This is a genomic window from Inhella crocodyli, assembly GCF_004004565.1.
GTDB lineage: Bacteria > Pseudomonadota > Gammaproteobacteria > Burkholderiales > Burkholderiaceae_C > Inhella > Inhella crocodyli.
Genome location: NZ_SACM01000001.1, coordinates 264,045 through 284,934, shown reverse-complemented (window position 1 = coordinate 284,934; position 20,890 = coordinate 264,045). Strand labels below are relative to the sequence as shown.

The following is a 20,890-nucleotide window of genomic DNA, read 5'->3' as shown; positions in this document are numbered from 1 at the left end:
GATCCTTGTGTTGTCGATATTGCCACGCCCCCCCGCCCGAAGGGGCATGGGTTGCCACGGGTTTTCGGGCATCATCTGCGCAAGACTTGTCAGACCTCAAAAGGATGTGACCCCCATGCGTTCTGTGTTGATCGTCGAAGACCAACCCGAGATCCGAGAGCTGATTCGCATCACGCTGGAGTTCGACAACTACCAGATCGACGAAGCCGGCACCGGCCCGGAGGGCTTGGAGAAGGCCGCGGCGATGAAGCCCGACCTGATGCTGCTCGACGTGATGATGCCGGGCGGCATCGACGGGGTGGAGGTGTGCAAGCGCGTGCGGGCCAACCCGGCACTGCGCAAGACCAAGATCATCATGCTCTCGGCCAAAAGCCAATCCACCGACCGCGCCGCCGGCAAGTCGGCCGGCGCCGACGAGTACCTGACCAAGCCCTTCAGCCCCTTGGAGCTGATGGAGGTCATCCACCGCGTGTTGCGCTGATCCGCGCCCCGGGCCGGGCTCAGGCCCAGCGTCGGAGTTGGTGGGCCAGTTCGCTCAGCGAGTGGGCCTCGTCCACCGCCCCCAGGTCCAAAGCCGCCTTCGGCATGCCATACACGATGCTGCTGGCCTCGTCTTGGGCCAAAGTACCAGCGCCGGCTTGGCGCATGACCAGCAGGCCGCGCGCGCCGTCGTCGCCCATGCCAGTCAACAGCACGCCCAGCGCGTTGCGGCCCGCGCACTGCGCCACCGAGCGGAACAAGACATCGACCGACGGCCGGTGGTGGTTCACCAAGGGCCCGTCCTTCACGTCCACCACGTACTGCGCGCCGTTGCGGCGCAACTGCATGTGGCGCCCGCCCGGGGCCACCAGCACGCGCCCCGGGAACACGCGGTCCCCGTCCTGGGCCTCGAGCACCTCGAAGCCACTGACCGTGCCCAGGCGCGCCGCGAACCCCGCCGTGAAGCCCGCTGGCATGTGTTGCACCAGCACGATTCCCGCGCCCAGGGTGTTCGGCAGGGCCGTCAGCAACTGTTCGACGGTTTGCACGCCCCCCGTGGAAGCGCCGATCGCGATCACCCGGTCGGTGGTTTGCGCCAGGGCCCGCACCGGCGGCGGCGCGGCCGCCGCGGCCTGGGACGCGGCCGCCCGCGGCAGGGCGCGCAGGTTGGCCTTGGCCGCCGACCGAACGGCCGACACCAGGCCGTTGCTGTCGTCTTCCAGGAAGGACTTCAGCCCGATCTTGGGCTTGGTCACGAAGCTGACGGCCCCGGCGGCCAGGGCTTGCAAGGTGGTTTCCGCGCCCGACTCGGTCAAGGTCGAACACATCACCACCGGGGTCGGCCGCTCGGCCATGAGTTCGCGCAAGAAGGTCAGCCCGTCCATGCGCGGCATCTCCACGTCGAGCACGATGACGTCGGGCCAATCGGCCCGCAACTTCGGCCAAGCGAACAAGGGATCGCTGGCCGTGATGCTCACCCGCAAGCCCGCCGCCTGCAGCAGTTCGGCCAGGTGCTTGCGCACCACCGCCGAGTCGTCGATCAAGGCCACCTTGATGCCGTCGCCCGCCATCACTTCCCAATCTTGTTCAGGTTGATCGACTGCCCCCGGGTCATGGTCACCTCGCCCTCGGGCAGCTTGAGGGTCACCGTGCGCGGCACGTCGTCGCCGACGTCGATGCCCTGCAATTGAAAGCCGTACTGGTCCAGCATCTGCCAGCCCTGCTCGATGTTCCGCACCCCCACATTGAACTTGGTGTTCATGCCCTCGGGCAGGGTGTCCGCCCCGCCGTAGAGGTGGGCGTGGAAGTCCGACGGCTGGGTGCCCATGGCCCGCAGCTTCTGCACCATCAATTCCAAGGCCTCGTCGCCGTAGCGGCCATCCAAGGGCTCCGAGCCGCGTCGCGTGCGGCTGGGCAACAAAAAGTGGCACATGCCGCCGACGCGCCGGGTGGGATGCCACAAGGTGATCGCCACACAGGACCCCAACAGGGTTTTGAGCAAGCCTTGGGCCCCAAAATGCCATTGGCCGGGCAGCAGGTTGATCAGCGCGGGCGCCGCCGCAGGGCCTGGCGGCGCGAGCGCGGCCTTGGCCTGGAACTTGAAGCGCGGCGGCTCAGCCATGCTGGTAGATGGCCGAGGCCACGGCACGCAGTGGCAGGTCCAAGCCGGTCAGCGACTCGGCGTGGCCGGTGTAAAGCACACCATCGGGCTTGAGGCGCTCGATCACGCGCCGCACGATGTCGGCCTTGGCCGGGCCGTCGAAGTAGATGAGCACGTTGCGCAGAAAGATGACGTCGAACCGGGGCAGCGAGGTGGGCAAGGGCTGCATCAAGTTCGCCGTCTGGAAGCGGGCTTTGGCGCGCAGCTCTTTCATCATCAGCACCTGCCCGGCGTAGGGCCCTTGCCCCTTGAGGCAGAAGCGCTTCAGGTAATCGGCCGGCACGTTGCGCGCGCGCTCCATCGGGTACAGGCCCACCTTGGCGGCCTCCACCATGGCCGTCGACAGGTCCGTGCCGTGGATCTGCCAGGGGTGGCTCAGGCCCAAGCGGTCGCCGAGCAGCATGGCGATGGAGTAGGCCTCTTCGCCGGAGGACGAGGCGGCGCTCCAGACGTTGAACTCGCCCGCCGATTTGGCCGCAGCGGCCCGAACGGCCAGGTCGTCGAAGTGCTGGGGCTCGCGGAAGAAGTAGGTTTCGTTGGTGGTCAGGCGGTCGACGAGGTCGGCCAACAGGCGCTCGGGCACCTCGCCCCTGATGAACTTCTGCGCAAAGGCCTCGACGTCCGCGCCCTGGCCGCAATCGAGGGCCAGCTTTTGCAGCCGGCCGTACACCAAGGCTTGCTTGCTCTCGACCAATCGGATGCCGGAGACGCGGTGGAACAGGGCCGTGATGCCCGCGAACGTGGCCGGCTGCAGTTGCGACGCCATCAGGCCCCCGCCTGTTGCGCCGCGCCGATGCGTTCCGCCAAGTCGGAGGGCGACAGAATCTGCTCCAAGCTCAACAAAGCGGCATAGCCGCTGGGCAGATTCACCATGCCAGCGATGAAGCCCGGAGGCAGGCGCACGCCCAGGCTGGGCACGGCCTCGACCTGCTCGCTGTCGAACTCGAGCACCTCGTAGACCGCGTCCACCAACATGCCGGCGGTGAGCCGCTCCTGCGTCTCGTCCCCCGCCACCTCGACGACCACGATCGCACTGCGGCGCCCCAAGGCCGTGGGTGGCATGCCAAAGCGCGCGGCCAGGTCGATGACGGGGACGACGGCGCCGCGCAGGTTCATCACGCCGCGCAACAGCGCCGGCGATTGCGGCATGGCCGTCAGGCGGCCCACTTCCAAGATTTCATGGACCGACTCGATGGGCACCACCAAGGACTCGGCGCCCACGGCCAGGCGCAGCACCTGGCGAGGCGCCGTTGGGAGAGAAGGGGCGGGCGAGGTGGCCATCAAAAGCGCGTGAAGTGCTTTTCGTCGACCGGCCCGCTGACCTTGGTCAAAGGCGCCGGGGTGTTGGGGGTTCGGGCGGCCGTGCTGCCAGTCCGTGGCGCGGCCATCGCGGCGCGGGCTGCGGCATGGGCGCTGCTGCGCTGGGGCGGCTTGGCGGGCATGGGCGCAGCACGCGCGCCCGGTGGCGCCCGCCGGGCGGCAGGCGCGCCAGACGCGTCCGCGGCCTGCAGCTGGAAGGCCCCGATCATTTCCTGCAGCTGCGCGGCCTGGGCGCTCAGCTCCTCGGCGGTGGCACTGAGCTGCTCGCTGGCGCTCGCGGTCTGCTGGGTGGTGCCTGAAATGTGGTGCATGGTCGTGTTGATCTGCCCCACGCCCTGGCTTTGCTCGCCGCTGGCTGCCGAGATTTCTTGCACCAGCTCGCTGGTCTTCAGGATGCTGGGCACCATCTCGGCCAAGAGCTGGCCAGCGCGCTCGGCCAAGCCCACGCTGTTGCCGGCCAGGGCACCGATCTCTTGCGCCGCCACCTGGCTGCGCTCGGCCAACTTGCGCACCTCGGCGGCCACCACCGCGAAACCCTTGCCGTGCTCTCCCGCGCGCGCTGCCTCGATGGCGGCGTTCAAGGCCAAGAGGTTCGTTTGGTAGGCGATGTCGTCGATGATGCCGATCTTGGTCGCGATGCTCTTCATCGCGGCCAAGGTGCTGGAGACCGCCTCGCCCCCCTCCTGGGCCTGCTGCGAAGCCTGGCCCGCCATGCGGTCGGTGACCCCGGCGTTGTCGGCGTTTTGCTGCACGCTGGCGCCCATCTCTTGCAAAGCGGCCGTGGTTTCTTCGACGCTGGCGGCCTGCTGCGAGGCGCTGTGCGAGAGGGCCTGCGAGGTCTGCGACACCTGGTCCGAGGCGCTGGCCAGTTGGTCGGCTGCGGCCTTCACGTCGATCAGCACCCGCACGATGCTGTCCAGCAGTTCGTTGAAGCGCGCCCCGGCGTCGCGGAAGAAGCCCTGCTTGTCGTCGGTGCGGATGCGCAAGCTCAGGTTGCCGGCCACCGCGGCCTCCGTCACGGCCGAGAACTCCTTCTCGGCGATCTTCTGGTCGGTCACGTCCACCCACTGGCCCACCGTGCCCAACATCTCGCCGTCGGTGCTGCGGATGGGCGTGGTCGTCACCTCGTACTGCCGCCCGCCGAGCACCATCAAGCTGGTCACTGGCTCGCGCAGCTGGCGCAAGCGTTCGATGGCCGCAGCCGGGTCGGCGTAAAACACCCCGATGCTGCCGCCCAGGATGCGATCGGCATCGAAGGCCGCGTTGTTGGCCCGGAACGCCGCGGCATCGCGCCGCAGCACCGCTTGCATCGCGCCATTGAGGTACACGATGCGGCCGTCGGCGTCGGCGATCCGCACCGGGATGCCCGAAACGTCCAGGGCCTGCTTGACGCGGGCGTTCGCGGCCGACTCCTCGCGCTCGCGCTCCAAGGCGGCCAGTTCGGCCGTCATGTCCTTCCACTCGACCACGGTGCCCAGGCGCCGGCCGTTGGCCTTGACCGGCGACACGATCAGGTCAAAGCGCCGCCCCCCGATGGTCAGGCGGGTCTTGTGGGTGCCGGTCAGCTGGTCCAAGAGCTGGCGCTGGTGCGCCGGGTTCTTGTGGAACTGGTCGATGTTGCTGCCGATGACGGCGTCCGCCTGGAAGGCGGGCAGGTCCTTGCGCAGGTCCGATTCGCAGGCGCTGAGCATCGCCCGCAAGGAGGGGTTGCCGTAAATGATGTTGTAGCCCGGGTCGGCCACCATCACGTTGGTTGCGGCCACGTCCAGGGCCTGGCGAATGCGCTCGGCCTCCTCGGCCCGCTTCTTGGTGTCGGCGAATTCGAAGCCCAGGCGCGTCTGCACACGCCGCAAGGATTCCATCAGGTCGGCCAAGCGGTCCCGCCCGTGCAAGGGCACGATGCCATCGAAGCGCCCCTGTGCGAAGTCTTCCAGGCGCGCCGCGGCCAAGCCTGCCGTGCGGGTGACGCGTGTCACGGCCCGCATGCCGGCCCAGGCCGAGGCCAACAACAGGGCCAAGGCCACGCCACTCGGCACGGGCCGTCCAGCCGCCCAGCCCAGCACACCCGCCCCCAGCACCAAGCCCAACGCCGGCACTGCAAAGCGCCATCCCAGGCTCCAGGCCCCCACAAAGCGGCGCCAACGGTCTGCCATCCCGGTACGCACCCCTTGCCCGTCGCGAATCGCCCAGCCTTGCGCCCGTCCTTCCTTGAAGCGCTGGTACAGCGCCGCCGCCGCGTCGACCTGCTCGCGCGTTGGGCGGGTGCGCACCGACATGTAGCCCACCACGGCATCGCCTTCGCGAAGCGGCGTGGCGTTGGCCACCACCCAGTAGTGGTCGCCGTTCTTGCGGCGGTTCTTGACCATGCCGCTCCAGGGTCGACCGGCCTTGAGCGCGGCCCACATGTCTTCGAAGGCCTCCTCCGGCATGTCGGGGTGCCGGACCAGGTTGTGCGGCTGCCCGATCAACTCGGCCGTTTCGAAACCACTGGCTTCGAGAAAGTCGTCGTTGATGTAGGTGATACGCCCCTTGGTGTCGGTGCGCGACACGATGGTCATGCCCTCGCGAAGCAGGTACTCCTGCTGGGTCACTGGCAAATTGGTACGCACGGAGCCTCCCTGCTCAATGGTCGTCGGCGATCTGGAAGTAGCCCATCAGCTCTTGCAACTGCTCGGCCTGGGCGCTGAGTTCTTCGGCGGTGGCGCTCAGCTGTTCGCTCGCACTGGCCGTCTGCTGGGTCGTGCCCGACACATGCCCCATTGCCGCGGTGATCTGGGACACGCCCTGGCTCTGCTCGCCGCTCGCGGCGGCGATCTCTTGCACCAGCTCGCTCGTCTTCTGGATGCTGGGCACCATCTCGGCCAGCAAGTGCCCAGCCTTCTCCGCCAGGCCCACGCTGGTGCTGGCCAGGGCGCCGATCTCTTGCGCTGCCACTTGACTGCGCTCGGCCAGTTTGCGCACCTCGGCGGCCACCACCGCGAAGCCCTTGCCATGCTCGCCCGCCCGCGCCGCCTCGATGGCCGCGTTCAGGGCCAGCAGGTTCGTCTGGTACGCGATGTCGTCGATGATGCCGATCTTGGTGGCGATGCTCTTCATCGCGTCGGCGGTCATGCCCACCGCCTGGCCGCCTTCCATGGCCTGCTGCGCCGCCTGCGTGGCCATCCGGTCGGTGACCGTGGCGTTCTCGGCGTTTTGCTTGACGCTGGCCGCCATCTCTTGCAGCGAGGCCGTGGTTTGCTCGACGCTCGCCGCTTGCTGCGAAGCGCTGTGCGACAGCGACTGGGACGTCTGCGAGACCTGGTTGGACGCGCTGGACAGTTGGGCCGCCGCCGCGCTGACCTCGCGGATGGTGCCGCTGACCGTGTCGAGCAGGCCGTTGAACTTCTCGCCAATCATGCGGAAGAACGCGTCCTTGCCCTCGAGCCCGATGCGCTGGCTGAAGTCGCCGCGCATGGCCCCTTCGACGATGCCACCCACCTCTTGCTCCGCGGCCACCTCGGCCGTGCGGTCCAGCCACTCCACCACCGTGCCCAAGCGCTTGCCCTCGGCATCGAAGATCGGGTTGGCCGTGAGGCGGAACACCGCCCCAGCCACCTTGATCTCGGCCGCATGGGCTGCACGCAGGTTGTCGATCAGGCTGCGCTGGTGGGACGGATTGCGGTGGAAGCGATCGAAGTGCTGGCCGATGAGGTTGCGTGCATCGAATTGCGGCAGGGCCTTGCGGATCTCGGCCTCGTTGCGCTCCAGCATGGCCTTGAGCGTCTTGTTCATGAACATGATGTGGCCACCGGCGTCGGCCACCATCATGTTCGAACTCGCAGCGTCCAGGGCCTGCTGCAAACGCTGGCCAGCCTGGGCCATGCTGCGTTCGCGCTCCAGTTGGGCCAGCTCCTGCGTGCGCTCCGTCCACTCGACGATGGTGCCTGTGCGCTGGCCCTCGTTGGTGACGGGGGCGATGCTCAATTCAAAAGTTCGGCCATCGGCCACGATCTGAGCCCGGTGTGTGCCCGTCAACTTGTCGAGCATCCCGCGGGCATGCCCCGGGTTCGGATGGAACTGGTCGATGTTGCTGCCGATCACTTGAGCAGCCTCGAAGCGTGGCAATCGCGTGCGCATGGCCTTCTCGGCATCGACCAAGAGGCGCTTCATTGTGGCGTTGCAGTAGATGATGTTGTAGGCCGTGTCGGCCAACATGATGTTGGCGCTGGAACGATCGAGCGCCTGCAGCACACGGGCGTTCTCCATCATCACTTGGGCATCTCGCTCGTTGCGCTCCTTCAGGTTGCGCTGCATCTGTGCCAAGGCACGCAGCAGCCGACCCTGTTCGTCCCGGCCATCGTCGCTGACGTCCGAGCCCAGGTCGCCCTGGGCCACGGCATCGGCCGCGCCCACCGCACGCGCCAAGGGCACGGTGATGGAGCGGACGATCAAATAGCTGAGCCCACCCGCCAGCAACAGCAAGGCCACCATGCCCCCCACGAGCGTGTTGCGATACACGGTCTCGGCGTGGATGCGGTCGTGAAGCATCTCTTGCAGGCTCTTCACGGCCGCTTCGTGCAGCCCGTCTTGCGCCTGTGCACAGGCCGTGCCCAGGGCGTTGAGCGCGTCCGCACTCACCGAGGGCTTGCCGGACGCACCAATGATCTCGGTTTGTACCTGCTTCAAGTAGACACTGGCCGCGGCTTCGGCCTTCTGGGCGGAGGCGGCCAGGGCCTTCGCCGCCTCGGGCGCGGTCCCGCCAACCTTGTCGATCTGAGCCAAGGCTCGGCGACGGTAGAACTCTGCACTCGTGACCAAACTTTGAAGATGGGCCTTGTCAAAGCCACTGATCTCCTTGCTGGACCCTGCTTGCGATAGCAAAGCTTGGTTCTTGGCGCGAACCTCGGACACGAACTCCGCCAAACGCGGCAAGTAGTCCACGACCGTGGTCATCAGGTAGTAGCTCTCGGAAACCGGGTCGAGCGACAAGCCCGATTCGTCGGCGATGGTCTCGACGGCGAACAGGTACTGGTCGATCAACTTGGTGTGAGCGACGAACGAATCGGCCGCGGACATGCTTTGCCCATCGACGGCCGCCTTCAGGGCGGCAAATCCTGCTGAGACTTCTTGGAAGTCCGCCGGCGCCTTCTTGAACATGGCGTCGGTCAACATGGATTTGGTCTTGGCGATCGCCTTGTCCACGTCCTGCGCCGCTGTGGCTCGCGCACCCGCCGCGCTCGCGTCTCCGGCCAGTTGGCGCTGCGCCAGGGCCCGGTGCTGTTGCAAAGCATTCAACACCTGGTCGGCCTCTTCCACGGCGTCCAAGCCTTGGTCTTCGGCGACGGCCACCGCGATGTTGGCGTTCAGTTGCCGGACCACTTGCGTCAGCGGCACCAGGGCGGCGACCAAAGCGAGCACCCCCAAGATGGCCAGCTTTTGCCACAGGAGCAGTTTGCGGAACAGGGCGTTCATGCGGGGCCTCTCGCGGAAAGGTGAAACTTCGAACTCAAGACGGCTGCGCGGCACCGTGCCGCCGCGCCGAACCCATCAAACCATTGACATCCAAGACCAGGGCCACGTCGCCGCTGCCCAAAATGGTGGAGCCGGCCAGCGCCTTGACATGGGTGAACAGCCCCGACAGGGGTTTGATCACGGTCTGGTGCTCGCCCAGCAGGCGGTCGACGATGACGCCCACGCGCCCGCCCTGCCCCTCGCGAACCACCACCACGCTGCGGCGGCGCTGCAGGTCCACGGGGCAGCGGTAGAAGCGGGCCAGGTCGAGCCAGGGCACGATCTCGCCGCGCATGTTGAAGGTGCCGCTGACCTGCTCGGGGTTCTGGCTCAGGGCCTTTTGCGCTTCGGGCGGCACGTCGATGCATTCGCTGACCACCGACAGGGGCAGCACGTAGTGCACGTCGCCCACTTGGGTGAGGAAGCCGTCGATCATGGCCAGGGTCAGCGGCAGGCGGATCTGCGTGAGCGTGCCCTGGCCCGGGTCGCTGTGCAGGCGGATCTGGCCGCGCAGCGCCTCGATGTTGCGCTTGACCACGTCCATGCCCACGCCGCGGCCCGACAAGTCGGTCACCGCCTCGGCGGTGGAGAAGCCCGGCTGGAAGATCAACTGCCAGATGTCCGCGTCGCTCAGCACCGCGTCGCTGGCCACGAGGCCCCGCTCGACGGCCTTGTTGAGGATGCGATCGCGCGCCAAGCCCCGGCCGTCGTCGCGCACCTCGATGACGATGGAGCCGGCCTCGTGGAAGGCATTGAGGCGGATGGTGCCCGTGCGCGACTTGCCGGCGGCCTCGCGGTCCTCGGGCACCTCCAGGCCGTGGTCCATGCTGTTGCGCACCAAGTGCATCAGCGGGTCGGCGATGGCGTCGACCATGGACTTGTCCATTTCCGTGTCGCCCCCCGTGACCAGCAGCTCGATGTCCTTGCCGAGTTGCTTGGCCACGTCGCGCACCACGCGGTGGAAACGCGCAAAGGTTTCGCCCACCGGCACCATTCGCAGGCCCAGCGCCGCGTCGCGCGTGTCTTGCATCAGGCTCATGACCCGGGCCGTCGCTTCGATGGCTGCAGCATCGCCCGCGAAGTTCGCGGTCATTTGGGCGCCCGAGCCGGCGATGACCAGCTCCCCGATCAGGTCGATCAGGGTGTCGAGCTTGTCGGCGCGAACGCGCACGAAACGGGTGTCGTCGCCCGCGCGGCGGTCGCGACCGCCCTGCCGGCGCTCGCCTTCGCCGCTGCGACGGTCGGGGCCGCGCTCGCGGGGCGCGCCCTCGGCGCGCCGCTCGATGCGCGGGATGAGCTCGGCCGCCTCGGCCTCGTCGGCCCCGGCAGCGGCAGGCGTTTCCACCACGCGGAAGCGCACGCCCATGCCCGTCCAAATTTCCAGCAGCAGCGCCCGCTGTTCGGCGTCGGTGCCGCAACGGCGTTCAACCAAGGCCTCAAATTCCGCCGGACCGGCGTTTGGCGCCAGGATCTGCACGTCGCTGTCGTCTTGGGCGAACTCGAAGACCGACGCGATTTGCTCCCGCGTCTTCCCGCTCTCCAGGCGCAGTTCCACCCAGATGTGGCAGGCCTCGGCGTCCAGGGCATCCAAGGCCGGCACTTCGGCGTGCATCAGGTGCAAGGCGTGCACCGTGCCCATCTGCCCCAGGTAGCGCAGGAAGGCCAGCGGGTCCAGGCCGTTGCGCAGGGCGTCCGGCCCGAACTTGACCGACAGGTGCCAGCACGCCGGCCCCGTCACTTCGGTCGGCGCCGACGGCGCCTCGCCGCCGGCCGCCGTGACGGGCCCAGTCGCGGCTGGGGCCGCTGGGGCGGGCGCCGGTTCGCCCATCAAGGCCCGCAGGCGATCGGCCAGGGCGGCCGAGCTCGCGAGCACCTCGGCGTCGGTGGGGCCTCCGTGGTCGACCTCGCGCAGCAGGGCCTCGATCTGGTCCCGGCTGGCCAGCAAGGCGTCCATGCAGTCGCCGTCCAGCGTCCGTCGGCCATCGCGCAGCGCGTCCAGCAGAGTCTCGGCCACGTGGGTGAAGCGCACCACGTCGTCCAGACCGAACATGCCCGCCCCGCCTTTGATGGTGTGCGCCGCCCGGAACGCGGCGTTGAGCTGTTCGGCATCGGCCGGGTCGCTCTCCAGCACCAAGAGCGCCGCCTCGTACTGGCGCAGCATGTCCTGCGCCTCTTCGAGGAAGCCGGCCCGTGCGGCCGCCAAAATTTCGGCGTCGTCGTCGAAGTCGCTGCTCATGATTCGGGCATCAACAAGGCGCGCAAGCGGTAGGTGTCGAGCGCCTCGCGCACGGCCGCGCTGGCCGCCACGATCTGCAACTCCTGCCCCCGCTCGTGCAGGCTGCGGCGCAAAGCCAAGAGCAGTTGCACGCCGCTGGAATCCATGCCCTGCACGGCGCCGAGGTCCAGGCTCGGGGCTTCACCATGCTCTGCCCCGGCGATGAGCGCGGCCAAGAGCTGGCCGTGCAGCTCGCTGGCCATGGGAATCGTCCAGTCGTCGCCGAGTTGCAGGGGCTCGCTCATGGCACCAAGGTTCAGACGCAGAGGCGGTTGACGGCGTCGACCAACTGCGAGGGCTGGAAGGGCTTGGTGATCCAGGCCTTGGCGCCGGCCGCCCGGCCCTCGGCCTTCTTGCTCTCCTGCGACTCGGTGGTCAGCATGATCACCGGCGTGAATTTGTAGGCCGCCATGGTCTTCACCTCCTTCAAGAAGGCCAGGCCGTCCATGTTGGGCATGTTCACGTCGCACACGATCAGGTTGACCTTGGCGCCGGTGAGCTTGCCCAAGGCGTCCTTGCCGTCGCCGGCTTCGACGACGGTGTAGCCCGCTTTCTGCAAGGCCAGCTTGACCACGGTGCGGAAGCTGGCCGAGTCGTCGACCACCAAGATTGTTTTGCTCATCGCTGTGTCCTCGTCAAAGAAAGAAAGGCGGGGCTTCGGGAATGAAGATCGATCAGAAAAAGTCGACGCCGGCCTGTCCCGGGTCGGTGCTCAGCGCGGCACCCGGTGCCCCATGGCGTTCGCGCTGCTCGTCGGTGGTGTAGTGAGCGGCCAACTCGTCCAGCCAGCGCCGCACCGTGTCGGGGTCGGCCTCGCGCAAGTTGGCGATGTCCCGACGAAGGCGATCCACATCGCCTTGCAGCACGCCCAGCATCTGTGTCAGGCGGTCGGCAAACTGCAGGCCGTGCAGGGCCTGCTCGCTGGCCTCGTGCAGTTCCTGGGCGAGGGCCTCGTGGGTCTGGCCATCGTTCGCCGTGGTCGACTCCCAGCGCGACTGCAAGGCATGGATGCGAGAGAAGCTGTGCAGCAACTCGGCGCTGCCGTGCTGCAACACCGACTGGACGGCATCGAACTGCCGGCTCCAGACCTGCGTCAATTCGCCCAAGGCCCATTCCAGGCCACCCTCGGTCGGTGGATTGCTCACGCCTGCCCTCCCCTCAAAGGCGTTGACCTTGTCTTTCGGCAATCTGTCGAAGCGCTGAACCGTGGCATGAAAGCTTCTGGTGGGCGTGCCGGGCGTGGGCCCCGCAACGCCATCGATTCAATCCTGAGCCCACGATTGCATGCGCTGGGGCGCCTGAGCACAGGGTGAAACCCTGCCTCCTTCGGAAGAATGACACGGGCTTGATCTTGGCCAAACGCCTTCAGTCCACCGAAGCCGGGCGTGAGGGACTCAGCAAGGCCTCGCTGTGGCTTCGCAGGGCCGTGCAGGTGCGACCGATCTCGACGCCCAAGTCGTCCAACCATTCGTCGCTGGGCCACTGCCGGGCCCGCGCCCAGGCCTCGCCTTGCGCGGCCCACTCGGCCACGCGCACGGCGCCCAGCGTGGCGGACAGGCCCTTGAAGCCGTGAAAGGCCTGCACCGCCTCGTCCAGGTCACCGGCCTCGCGGTGCCGGCGAACGCGATCGACCAGGCTGCCGGCGCTGGCGGCGTAGGAGAGCACCATGCGGTGGAACAACTCGGTTTTGCCCATCATGCGGCCCAGGGCCTCGCGCAAGCCCAGGCCCTGGGCCCGGGCCTCGGCCTGCCGCGCGTCGTCAACCAAGGCCTCGGCCGCGGCTTGCCGCTGCCGCATGGCGGCCATGGGATCGGGGGCACTGGGAGGGCCGGGCGAGCGCGCGCTGCGGGGCACCAGGTCGACCAGCAATTGCACGAGTTGGGTGAGGTCGAAAGGCTTGCCCACGTGCGCGTTCATGCCCGCGGCCAGGCACTGCTCGCGATCGCTGGCGGCCGCGTTGGCCGTCATGGCGACGATGGGCAATTGCGTGAGCTGCAGTTCTTGCCGGATGCAACGCGTGGCCATCAGCCCGTCCATCACGGGCATCTGCATGTCCATCAGCACGACGTCGAACTGGTCGGCGCCCGCGCGCAGAAGGTCCACCGCCAAGCGACCGTCGGCGGCCACCGTGATCTCCGCCCCTTCCGCCCCAAGCAACTCCGAGGCCACGCGCTGGTTGATGGGGTTGTCCTCGGCCAGCAAGATGCGCAGGCCCTCCAGGCGTTGGACCCGCGCAGGCGGGGGCGCAGGCGCGGGTCCGGCGGTGGCCGGCGCTTGAAGCAGCTGCTGGGCCAGCGTGGCCACCATCGGGCCGGTGATGGGCTTGACCAAGAAGCCATCCAGCGCCGACTGCTCGTCGGCGCTTCGCTGCTGCAGGGCGTCCCGGCCCTGGCCGGTGAGCATGACGATCTTCGGCCGAGCTTGCGCCTTGAGCCCGGCGCGCAGCCGCTGCACGACCTGCCAGCCGTCCAAGCCCGGCATCAACCAATCCACCAGCACCAACTGGTAGGGCGAGTCACTGCCTTCGGCGGCGAGCGCGCGCGCCACGGCCTCTTCGCCGGTGGCGACGGCATCGACCTGCCACCCCATGGCGCGCAGCATCACGCCGTGAACCTCCCGCGCCAGGGCGTTGTCGTCCACCAAGAGCACGCGCAGCGCAGGCGCCGCACTCACCTCGCCTTCGGCCCGGGGCAAGCGAAGCACGAAGCTGAAGCGCGAGCCCTTGCCCAGCTCGCTGTGCAGCTGCAGTTGCCCCCCCATGAGCTGCACCAGGCGCTGGCTGATGGCCAAGCCCAGGCCCGTGCCGCCGAAACGGCGCGAGGTCGAGGCCTCGGCCTGCGTGAAGCCCTGAAAGATTTGGGCCTGGTGCTCCGGCGCGATGCCGATGCCCGAATCCTGCACCGCGACCTCAACGTCCACGGCCCCGTCGGACTCGCCCAAGCGCCGCATTTGCAGCACCACGTTGCCCCGCTCGGTGAACTTCACCGCGTTGCCCGCCAGGTTGATCAGCACCTGCTGCAAGCGCGGGGCATCGGCCACCAAACGGGGCGGGAGCTGGGGGTCGATGTCGAACAGCAGCTCGACCGGCTTGTGGCTGGCGCTGACCGCCAAGATCACCGACAGGTCCTGCAACAGGCTGTCGACGGCAAAGGGCTGTGGGTCCAGCACCATCTTGCCGGCCTCGACCTTGGAAAAGTCCAGGATGTCGTTCAGCAGCCCCAACAGGCTGCGGGCCGCGCCCTGGGTCTTGTCGGCGTAGTCCCGCTGCTGTGGCGTCAGGGCCGTGCGCTGCAAGAGTTCGAGCATGCCCAGGATGGCGTTCATCGGGGTGCGGATCTCGTGGCTCATGTTGGCCACGAACAGGCCCTTGGCCTTGGCCGCCGACTCGGCCTCTTGCCGCGCCTGGACCAAGTCGGTGATGTCGACGCGGAAGCCCACCGTGTGCCCGTCGGGCATGCGGCTTTCGACGATGCGGACCCACCGGCCGTCGCTCAGGTGCTGCACCGAGTCGGTGTTGGCGGTCCGGTGGGCGGCCATGCGCTGGGCCAGCCATTCTTCTTCCCGACCGGCAGCGTCGGCGTACTGCCCCCGGGCCAGGCCGCCGCGGATCAGGTCCTCGAAGCGCACACCGGGCACCATCAAATCGGCCGACAAGGCGTACAGCTGGCGGTACTTGTCGTTGCACATGACCAAGCGATCCTGCGGATCGAAGAGCACGAAGGCCTCGTTGACCGTGTCGATAGCCCCGCGCAACAGGGCCTCGGCCCGCAAGACCTTGGCCTCGGCCTGACGACGGGCCGTGATGTCGTTGTAGACCGTCACGAAGCCGCCCCCGGCCATCGGCTCGGACTGCACCTCCAGCACCTGGCCCGTGGGACGCACGCGCTCGTAGCGGCGGGCCTGCGGGTGGCGCGCCCGGTTCATGCGGAAGGCCACCTCCGCCTCCATGTCCGCCAGCTCGCCGTACTCGCCGCGGTACGCGTTGAAGCGCACCACGTCCTCGAAGTTCGCCGGTTTGTCGCCTTGGAGCAGGCTCGGAGGGATGTCGAGCAGCTTTTGCAACTGCTGGTTGTAGGCCACGATGGCCAGGTCGGGGCCCACGGCGCTGACGCCGCAGGGCAGGCTGTCCAGCACCGTGCGCAAGAGCTCCAGGGTGCGCTTGGAATCGGCTTCGAGCTGCCGGCGTTCGGTGATGTCGGCCAAGGCACCGACCAGGCGCACGGGGCCGGAGTCGTCGTACTCCGCCTCGCCGACCGAGCGCATCCACACACGGCGACCATCATGGAGACCCAACTCCACCTCGAGGTCCCAGCCCTCGGACGAGGACAGCGCCACTTGGATCGCGGCGCTTTGGCGCCCCCGGTCGGCCTCGGGCATCAGGGCCAGGATGTCTTCGATGCGCCACTCGCGCGTGGCGTCCAGCGCCAGCAAGCGCAGGGCCTCGGTCGACCAGTGGCTGCGCCCACTGCGCAAGTCCAGCTCCCAACCACCCACCCCCGCCAAATGCTCGATGCGCGTGAGCAGCAGCTGGTTGCTGCGTTGCGCCTCTTCGGCGTGGCGGCGGGCGGTGACGTCGGTGTGCACGCCGGCAAACACCAGGGGCTGACCGCGCTCGTCGCGCTCGACCACCAAGCCCCGCGCGTGGACCCACACCCAGCGGTCCGGGTCGGCGTGCCGCAGGCGGAACTCGCATTCGTAGTGGGCGCTTCGCCCCTGCAAGTGCGCGGCCACGGCGGCATTCAGGGCAGGCAGGTCGACCGGATGCACCATCGCCTGCCAAGAGTCCATCGAGAAGGGCTGCAAGGCGTCCACGGTCTGCCCGAGCATGGCCGCCCAGCGCTCGTTGATCTGGACCTGTTGCGTGCGCAACTGGATCTCCCAAGTGCCGGCGTCGCTGGCTGCCAGCACGTTGGCCAGCATCTGGCGCTCCTGCTCGACCTTGGCGGTCAAGGCCTTGGCCGCCGTGTTCACGAAACGGATGCACACGAAACGCTGGGGCCGACCGTCCAGCCCCGCGATGGGCGCCACCAGGCTGTCCACCCAGAAGGTGCCGCCGGCCTTGGTGCGGTTGCACACATCGCCGCGCCAGGGGTGCCCGGCCTGGATGACGGTCCACATGTCGCGCCAGAACTCGACCGGGTGCACGCCGGAGCTCACCACGCTGTGCAGTTGCCCAATCAGCTCTTCGCGGTCGAAACCGCTCACGCGGCAGAAGGCCTCGTTGACCTCGGTGATGCGCCCGGTCAGGTCGGTGACCGTCACCAGGGCATGCGCCTGCACCGCCTGCCACAGACCTTGCACCTCTTGCACCGCCATGGCCAGCGAAGCCTGGGTGGCTTTCAGGGCCGTCAGGTCGTGCAGGTAGTCCACAAAGCCCACGACCTCGCCGTCGGCACCGTGCAGGGGCACCAACTGGCGCTGCACGGCGCGGGTGCCGCCATCCAGGCCTTGCAGGCCCTGCTCCTGGCTCAGCGAACGCCCCTCCCGCAGCGCCGTTTCCCACGCCACCAAGGCATCGGCCCCGCCGCCCGGGCCGGCCAGCAGGGAGCCGCTGGACCGCCCGATCAGGGCCTCGCGTGGCAAGCCCAGCAGGCCCAGGGCGCTGGCGTTGCACCAGCGCACCACGCCGCGGCGGTCCAAGCCCAGCATGCCCTCGCGCGAGGCTTCGGCCACCTGCTCCATCTGTGCGAGCTCGGCGGCCAAGCGGCGGGTGGCCAGGCGCGCCGCCTCGCGCACCCGTCCGCCGCGCAGCACCGCACCCGCCAGCATGAGGCTGACCAGCACGCCGGCCGCGCCCGTGGCCAACGCCAAGTCGTGGCCCGCATGCTCCTGCTCGAACAGCGGCGTGCTGTGCATGCGAAGGGCCAAGATGCGCCCCCCAAAGCTCAGGGCCTGCGTGGCGCGGTAAAGCGGCTCGCGCCCGGCCACCTCTTCCGCGCCGGCGGCGGTGTACAGGGGCCGTGCGCCCGCCTCCGCCCCTTCGTCCCAGAGGCTCAGGACCGCCGCGCCTTGCAAGGTCACCGGCACCTCGCGAAGCAGCTCGGGCACCGTGAACACGGCGATGCCCAGGTCCCGGGTCCCGCCCGTTGCCTGCAACGGCGCCGCCAAGAACAGCAACGGAACGCCGTCCGGCTGCGCGGCGTCTCGGGCGGGCACATAGCCCAACAAGGCCTCCCCGGTGGCGATGGCCCGGCGGACCGTGTCCGCAGCCGCCGGATCGCCCGACCAATCGCGCCCCCACAAGCCCCCTTGCTTGGCAAAGGGCTCGACTTCCCGCACCACGTAGGGCTGGCGTCCGGCGCGCAAGGCGTCGTCGACCGCCTCGCGCCAAGAACGGCCTTCGCGCGCCGGCTGGGTGGCAACCCAGGCCTCGGCCCCTTGCACGGCCAGCAGCCCCAGGGCCTGCACGCCGGGGTAATGGCTGGCCAGCGGACGGGCCACTTGCAAGCGCTGCAGCGCGGCGCGATCGGCGACCGATTGGCCTGACGACATGGCCACCACCGTGTCCAAGGCGTGCTGCGGAACGCGCAACCGGTGGCCGATGTCGGTGGCCACGTTGTCGGCAAAGGCCGTCCACGCCAGCTCGCCGTGCGCCACCGCGGCACGGAGGATGGACGCCACCCCCCAGGCGGTGAGGGACAAGCCCAGCACCAGCACGGCCAGCGCCCCCAAGGGCACCCAAGGCACGGCGCCCCGGGTGCGGCGGTGCGAACCACGCTCAAGCATGGGGCAACTCCACGACGAACACCGCCCCCCCGCCCGGGCGCGTTTCCGCCCACACGCGGCCACCAAACGCTTGCACCAGACGGCGGCAGATCGCCAGCCCCAGGCCCGTGCCGCCCGCGTGCGTCTTGGTCACGCTGCTTTGCACAAAGGGCGCAAAGATCGCCTCCAGCTCCGCCGCCGGCACCCCCGGACCTCGGTCGCTGACCGTCAGCCGCACCGCGCCGTCGTCGGTGCTCTGCAGCGTCACCTCGACGGCACTGCCCTGGGGGGCAAAACGCAGGGCATTGGCCACGAGGTTGCGCACGACCTGCTGGAAGCCCCGGCGTTCAACCCGGGCCAGCGCGCCCAAGGCCAGCCCGTGCTGCTGCACGCGAATCTGCTTGCGCAGCGCTTGCGCCGACAGTTCGTCGAGCACCTCGGCCGCCAAGGCCCCGATGGGCAGGGCCTCCAGCGTCATTTGCGCCGCCGTCAGCTCGGGCTTGGCCAGGTCCAGCAAGTCCTCGACCAAGGACAGCATGTGCTTGCCCGCGTCGTGCACCCGACGAAAGTAGCCCTGCGCCGCGGGCGACTCGGTGCAGCGCATTTGACCGATTTCGGAGAAGCCCAAGATGCTTTGCAAGGGCGTGCGCAGTTCGTGGCTGATGTTGGCGATGAACTCCGACTTGGCGTCGTTGGCCTGTCGTGCGGCCTCGGCCGCCTCGCGACTTCGGCGCTCGGCCTCGCGGTAGACGCTGATGTCGGTGAGGCTGCCCACCACGGCCAAGGGCTCGCCCGCCTCGTCGTGGACGGCCACCTTGCTGACCAGCATGTCGCGCGGGCCGGTGGCACTGGGCAGGCTCACCTCGAAGGTGACCAGGTCGCCCCGCGCCAAGCGCTCGGCATCGCTCGCTTCGGGGCTGGTCGGGTCGGCCCAATGCAGCGTGGATGGCAAGGCCTGGCCGATCCATTGGGCCGGCGCCGCGTTCACCAGGCGTCCCCAGGCCTGGTTGGCCAGCAGCAGGCGGCCGTTGGCGTCCATGGCGTACAGCGCCGTGGCGCTGGCGTCGATCAGGTTGGCGGTCAGCACGTCTTGGCGCGCCAACTCCCGCCGCGCCGCGGCCCGTTCGGCCGCCTCCGCCCGGTGAGACCGGGCGCTTTGCAGGGCCAAGGCGCAAGCCCCCACCACCACACCCAGGGCCAGGGCCCAAGCGGCCAAGGTCTCCAGGGCCAAGGCCTGGAACGCGGCCTCGGCCTCGGTCAAGGGCTCCTCCACCACCACCAACCAGGGTGCCTGCCGGGCGTGGCGGTGGGCACGCACCGCAGGCGCCCCCGCCAGACCCAGGCCCACGCCTTGGTCGAAGGCCTGTCCTTTGAGCAAGGGGGCCAAGCCCGCGGCGTCGGCGGGCACCACGCCCATGGGAACGCCCATGGCCTCCGAGCCCGCCAGCACGCGCAGGTCCAACTGCAACATCGCCGCTTGCAAGCCTGTGTCCTTCAGCAAGAGGTCGAAGTGGGTCGAGAAGTGATCGGGGTTGACCAGGGCGACCAAGCGATGGCTGCCGCCAAACTCGTCGCCGCCCCGCATCGTGAACACCACCGGCAGCACGCCCCGCTTGGGCGGTTCGGCGCCCACTGCATGGGCGTCCTTGAGATCGCGGCCGGCCAGCAATCCCGCCGCGCGCCAACGCCCCACCGATGGCGCGCTGCCGAGCAGGCCCGGCGGCACCGACCAGCCGGTGGCGCTGGCCTGCGTGCTCGCCAAGACCAAACCGTCAGAATCCACCACGTGCAGGCTGCGCAGGAACGACACCCCCATCAAGGCCTGGTTCAGGCGCTGCGCAGCGTTCTGCGCCGATTCCCCCGACTCCAAGGAATCGGCGATGGTGCGCAGGGTGACCTGCACCGCGTCGAAACTGCGGTCCACCTGGTCGGTGAGCACGCGGGCGTACAAGGCCGCCCGCTGCAGGGCTTGGCTGCGCTGCTCCTGCCGCTCGTAATGCAGAAACCACAGCGCGAAGGCCGAGACGGCCAGGGCCGCCAGCGCGCCCGCGCCCACGATCCAACGCGGCGCCAGCCAAGGCGCCAGGTCGTCGTCGTCGGCCCTAAGGGCCGGGGGCGGGATCGGGCTCAAGCGTCGCTCAGCGCGAGATGACGATGGCCGACAGCCCTGCCTTCTGCGCCGCCGCCTGCAAGCGGCCGTCCTTCTTGATGCGCTGCACGAAGGCGTTCACCGTTTTCAGCCATTCGTCGTCGCCCGGCTTCACCGCGTAGGCGTAGGGCAGCACGAAGAATGGCTTTTCCGGGGCCACCAGGCGGGCCCAATCGGCACTGTCCAGCAGGCGTCGGCTGTAGGGGTAGTCCGTCATGAACACGTCAATGCGGCCCGCCTCCAGCTCCTGCTCGCGCGTCTGCGGCGGCTTGATCACCACCATCTCCGCCTTCTTCAGGCGTTCGCGCATCACCGGCTCCATGAAGGTCGCCGCCTGCACGCCCACCATCACGCCCGCCTGGTCGATGTCGTCCCAGGTCTTGACCTGGCGGTTGCTTCGCGTGGTCACGCCGTACATGTCGCTCTGCAAATACGGCTCGGTGAAGCGCAGGTGTTGGGCGCGCTGCGGCAGCACGCCCACGGCGAACATCGCCACGTCGCAGCGGTCCTGCGTCAGGTCCTCGATCAGCTTGGGGAAGGAACTGTCGACGCGCTCCAGCTTGACGCCCAGGTCTTTGGCCAATTCGGCCGACAGGTCGATGTCGATGCCCGACAGCGCGTCGGTTTTGGGGTTGCGGTAGCTGACGCCGTAGTAATCGGGCCAGATGCAAACCCGCATCAGCTTTTGCGCTTGCACCTTCTGCAGCACCGGACCGGCTTGCACCGCACCCGCGACCGCCATAGCGGCCCAACCCGCCCAACACCAAGACATCCGCCGCATCGCCGTCCTCCTTCGTGTGGGGCCAGCTTA

General features: G+C 68.7%; 13 protein-coding genes and 2 pseudogenes. 1 reads left to right on the top strand and 14 read right to left on the bottom strand.

Annotated elements, in window-relative coordinates:
- Positions 1–115: 115 nt before the first annotated feature.
- Positions 116–481, top strand: coding sequence for a response regulator transcription factor (locus EOD73_RS01295; protein ID WP_127680127.1), 366 nt, complete (start codon positions 116–118; stop codon positions 479–481).
- Positions 482–500: 19 nt separating this feature from the next.
- On the opposite strand, the gene EOD73_RS01290 is transcribed toward EOD73_RS01295, so the two are convergent.
- The 14 genes and pseudogenes from EOD73_RS01290 to EOD73_RS01230 form a co-directional block, all read right to left on the bottom strand.
- The gene (locus EOD73_RS01290; RefSeq protein ID WP_127680125.1) at positions 501–1,550 is read right to left on the bottom strand and encodes a protein-glutamate methylesterase/protein-glutamine glutaminase; all 1,050 of its coding nucleotides are present in this window, start codon (positions 1,548–1,550) and stop codon (positions 501–503) included.
- The gene (locus EOD73_RS01285) at positions 1,550–2,101 is read right to left on the bottom strand and encodes a chemotaxis protein CheD (RefSeq protein WP_127680123.1); all 552 of its coding nucleotides are present in this window, start codon (positions 2,099–2,101) and stop codon (positions 1,550–1,552) included. Before EOD73_RS01285 ends, EOD73_RS01290 begins: the two co-directional genes overlap by 1 nt.
- Positions 2,094–2,906 carry a CheR family methyltransferase gene (locus tag EOD73_RS01280; RefSeq protein WP_127680121.1) on the bottom strand — a complete coding sequence of 271 codons (813 nt, stop codon included), beginning with the start codon at positions 2,904–2,906 and terminating at the stop codon, positions 2,094–2,096. The genes EOD73_RS01285 and EOD73_RS01280 overlap by 8 nt, the downstream gene beginning before the upstream one ends.
- Entirely contained in the window at positions 2,906–3,421 is a 516-nt protein-coding gene (locus EOD73_RS01275) for a chemotaxis protein CheW (protein ID WP_127680119.1), read from the bottom strand. Before EOD73_RS01275 ends, EOD73_RS01280 begins: the two co-directional genes overlap by 1 nt.
- The gene (locus tag EOD73_RS01270; protein ID WP_441316916.1) at positions 3,421–6,018 is read right to left on the bottom strand and encodes a methyl-accepting chemotaxis protein; all 2,598 of its coding nucleotides are present in this window, start codon (positions 6,016–6,018) and stop codon (positions 3,421–3,423) included. Before EOD73_RS01270 ends, EOD73_RS01275 begins: the two co-directional genes overlap by 1 nt.
- 79 nt (positions 6,019–6,097) lie before the next feature.
- Positions 6,098–7,321 (bottom strand): annotated as a pseudogene (locus EOD73_RS18030) (methyl-accepting chemotaxis protein); the annotation flags it as partial.
- 423 nt (positions 7,322–7,744) lie between these two features.
- Positions 7,745–7,930, bottom strand: a pseudogene (locus tag EOD73_RS18025) (HAMP domain-containing protein); the annotation flags it as partial.
- Positions 7,931–8,945: 1,015 nt separating this feature from the next.
- Positions 8,946–11,186: a chemotaxis protein CheA gene (locus EOD73_RS01260; protein ID WP_127680113.1), complete on the bottom strand. Its 2,241-nt coding sequence runs from the start codon at positions 11,184–11,186 to the stop codon at positions 8,946–8,948.
- Positions 11,183–11,470, bottom strand: a complete 288-nt coding sequence (locus EOD73_RS01255) for an STAS domain-containing protein (RefSeq protein ID WP_127680111.1) — start codon at positions 11,468–11,470, stop codon at positions 11,183–11,185. Before EOD73_RS01255 ends, EOD73_RS01260 begins: the two co-directional genes overlap by 4 nt.
- 11 nt (positions 11,471–11,481) lie before the next feature.
- Positions 11,482–11,847, bottom strand: a complete 366-nt coding sequence (locus EOD73_RS01250) for a response regulator (protein ID WP_127680108.1) — start codon at positions 11,845–11,847, stop codon at positions 11,482–11,484.
- A 52-nt stretch (positions 11,848–11,899) separates the two neighbouring features.
- Positions 11,900–12,370: a hypothetical protein gene (locus tag EOD73_RS01245; protein WP_127680106.1), complete on the bottom strand. Its 471-nt coding sequence runs from the start codon at positions 12,368–12,370 to the stop codon at positions 11,900–11,902.
- Positions 12,371–12,590: 220 nt separating this feature from the next.
- Positions 12,591–17,951 carry a PAS-domain containing protein gene (locus tag EOD73_RS01240; protein WP_127680104.1) on the bottom strand — a complete coding sequence of 1,787 codons (5,361 nt, stop codon included), beginning with the start codon at positions 17,949–17,951 and terminating at the stop codon, positions 12,591–12,593.
- Positions 17,944–20,061 (bottom strand): ATP-binding protein, encoded by a 2,118-nt coding sequence (locus EOD73_RS01235; RefSeq protein ID WP_127680103.1) that lies wholly within the window; start codon positions 20,059–20,061, stop codon positions 17,944–17,946. The genes EOD73_RS01240 and EOD73_RS01235 overlap by 8 nt, the downstream gene beginning before the upstream one ends.
- 7 nt (positions 20,062–20,068) lie before the next feature.
- Positions 20,069–20,821, bottom strand: a complete 753-nt coding sequence (locus EOD73_RS01230) for an ABC transporter substrate-binding protein (RefSeq protein ID WP_240660547.1) — start codon at positions 20,819–20,821, stop codon at positions 20,069–20,071.
- Between the last annotated feature and the right edge of the window lie 69 nt (positions 20,822–20,890).

Bases quoted from the DNA above. Each gene is read 5' to 3' on its own strand.
- EOD73_RS01295 (WP_127680127.1), top strand. From the start codon at position 116: ATGCGTTCTGTGTTGATCGTCGAAGACCAACCCGAGATCCGAGAGCTG.
- EOD73_RS01290 (WP_127680125.1), bottom strand. From the start codon at position 1,550: ATGGCGGGCGACGGCATCAAGGTGGCCTTGATCGACGACTCGGCGGTG.
- EOD73_RS01285 (WP_127680123.1), bottom strand. From the start codon at position 2,101: ATGGCTGAGCCGCCGCGCTTCAAGTTCCAGGCCAAGGCCGCGCTCGCG.
- EOD73_RS01280 (WP_127680121.1), bottom strand. From the start codon at position 2,906: ATGGCGTCGCAACTGCAGCCGGCCACGTTCGCGGGCATCACGGCCCTG.
- EOD73_RS01275 (WP_127680119.1), bottom strand. From the start codon at position 3,421: ATGGCCACCTCGCCCGCCCCTTCTCTCCCAACGGCGCCTCGCCAGGTG.
- EOD73_RS01270 (WP_441316916.1), bottom strand. From the start codon at position 6,018: ATGACCATCGTGTCGCGCACCGACACCAAGGGGCGTATCACCTACATC.
- EOD73_RS01260 (WP_127680113.1), bottom strand. From the start codon at position 11,186: ATGAGCAGCGACTTCGACGACGACGCCGAAATTTTGGCGGCCGCACGG.
- EOD73_RS01255 (WP_127680111.1), bottom strand. From the start codon at position 11,470: ATGAGCGAGCCCCTGCAACTCGGCGACGACTGGACGATTCCCATGGCC.
- EOD73_RS01250 (WP_127680108.1), bottom strand. From the start codon at position 11,847: ATGAGCAAAACAATCTTGGTGGTCGACGACTCGGCCAGCTTCCGCACC.
- EOD73_RS01240 (WP_127680104.1), bottom strand. From the start codon at position 17,951: ATGCTTGAGCGTGGTTCGCACCGCCGCACCCGGGGCGCCGTGCCTTGG.
- EOD73_RS01230 (WP_240660547.1), bottom strand. From the start codon at position 20,821: ATGGCGGTCGCGGGTGCGGTGCAAGCCGGTCCGGTGCTGCAGAAGGTG.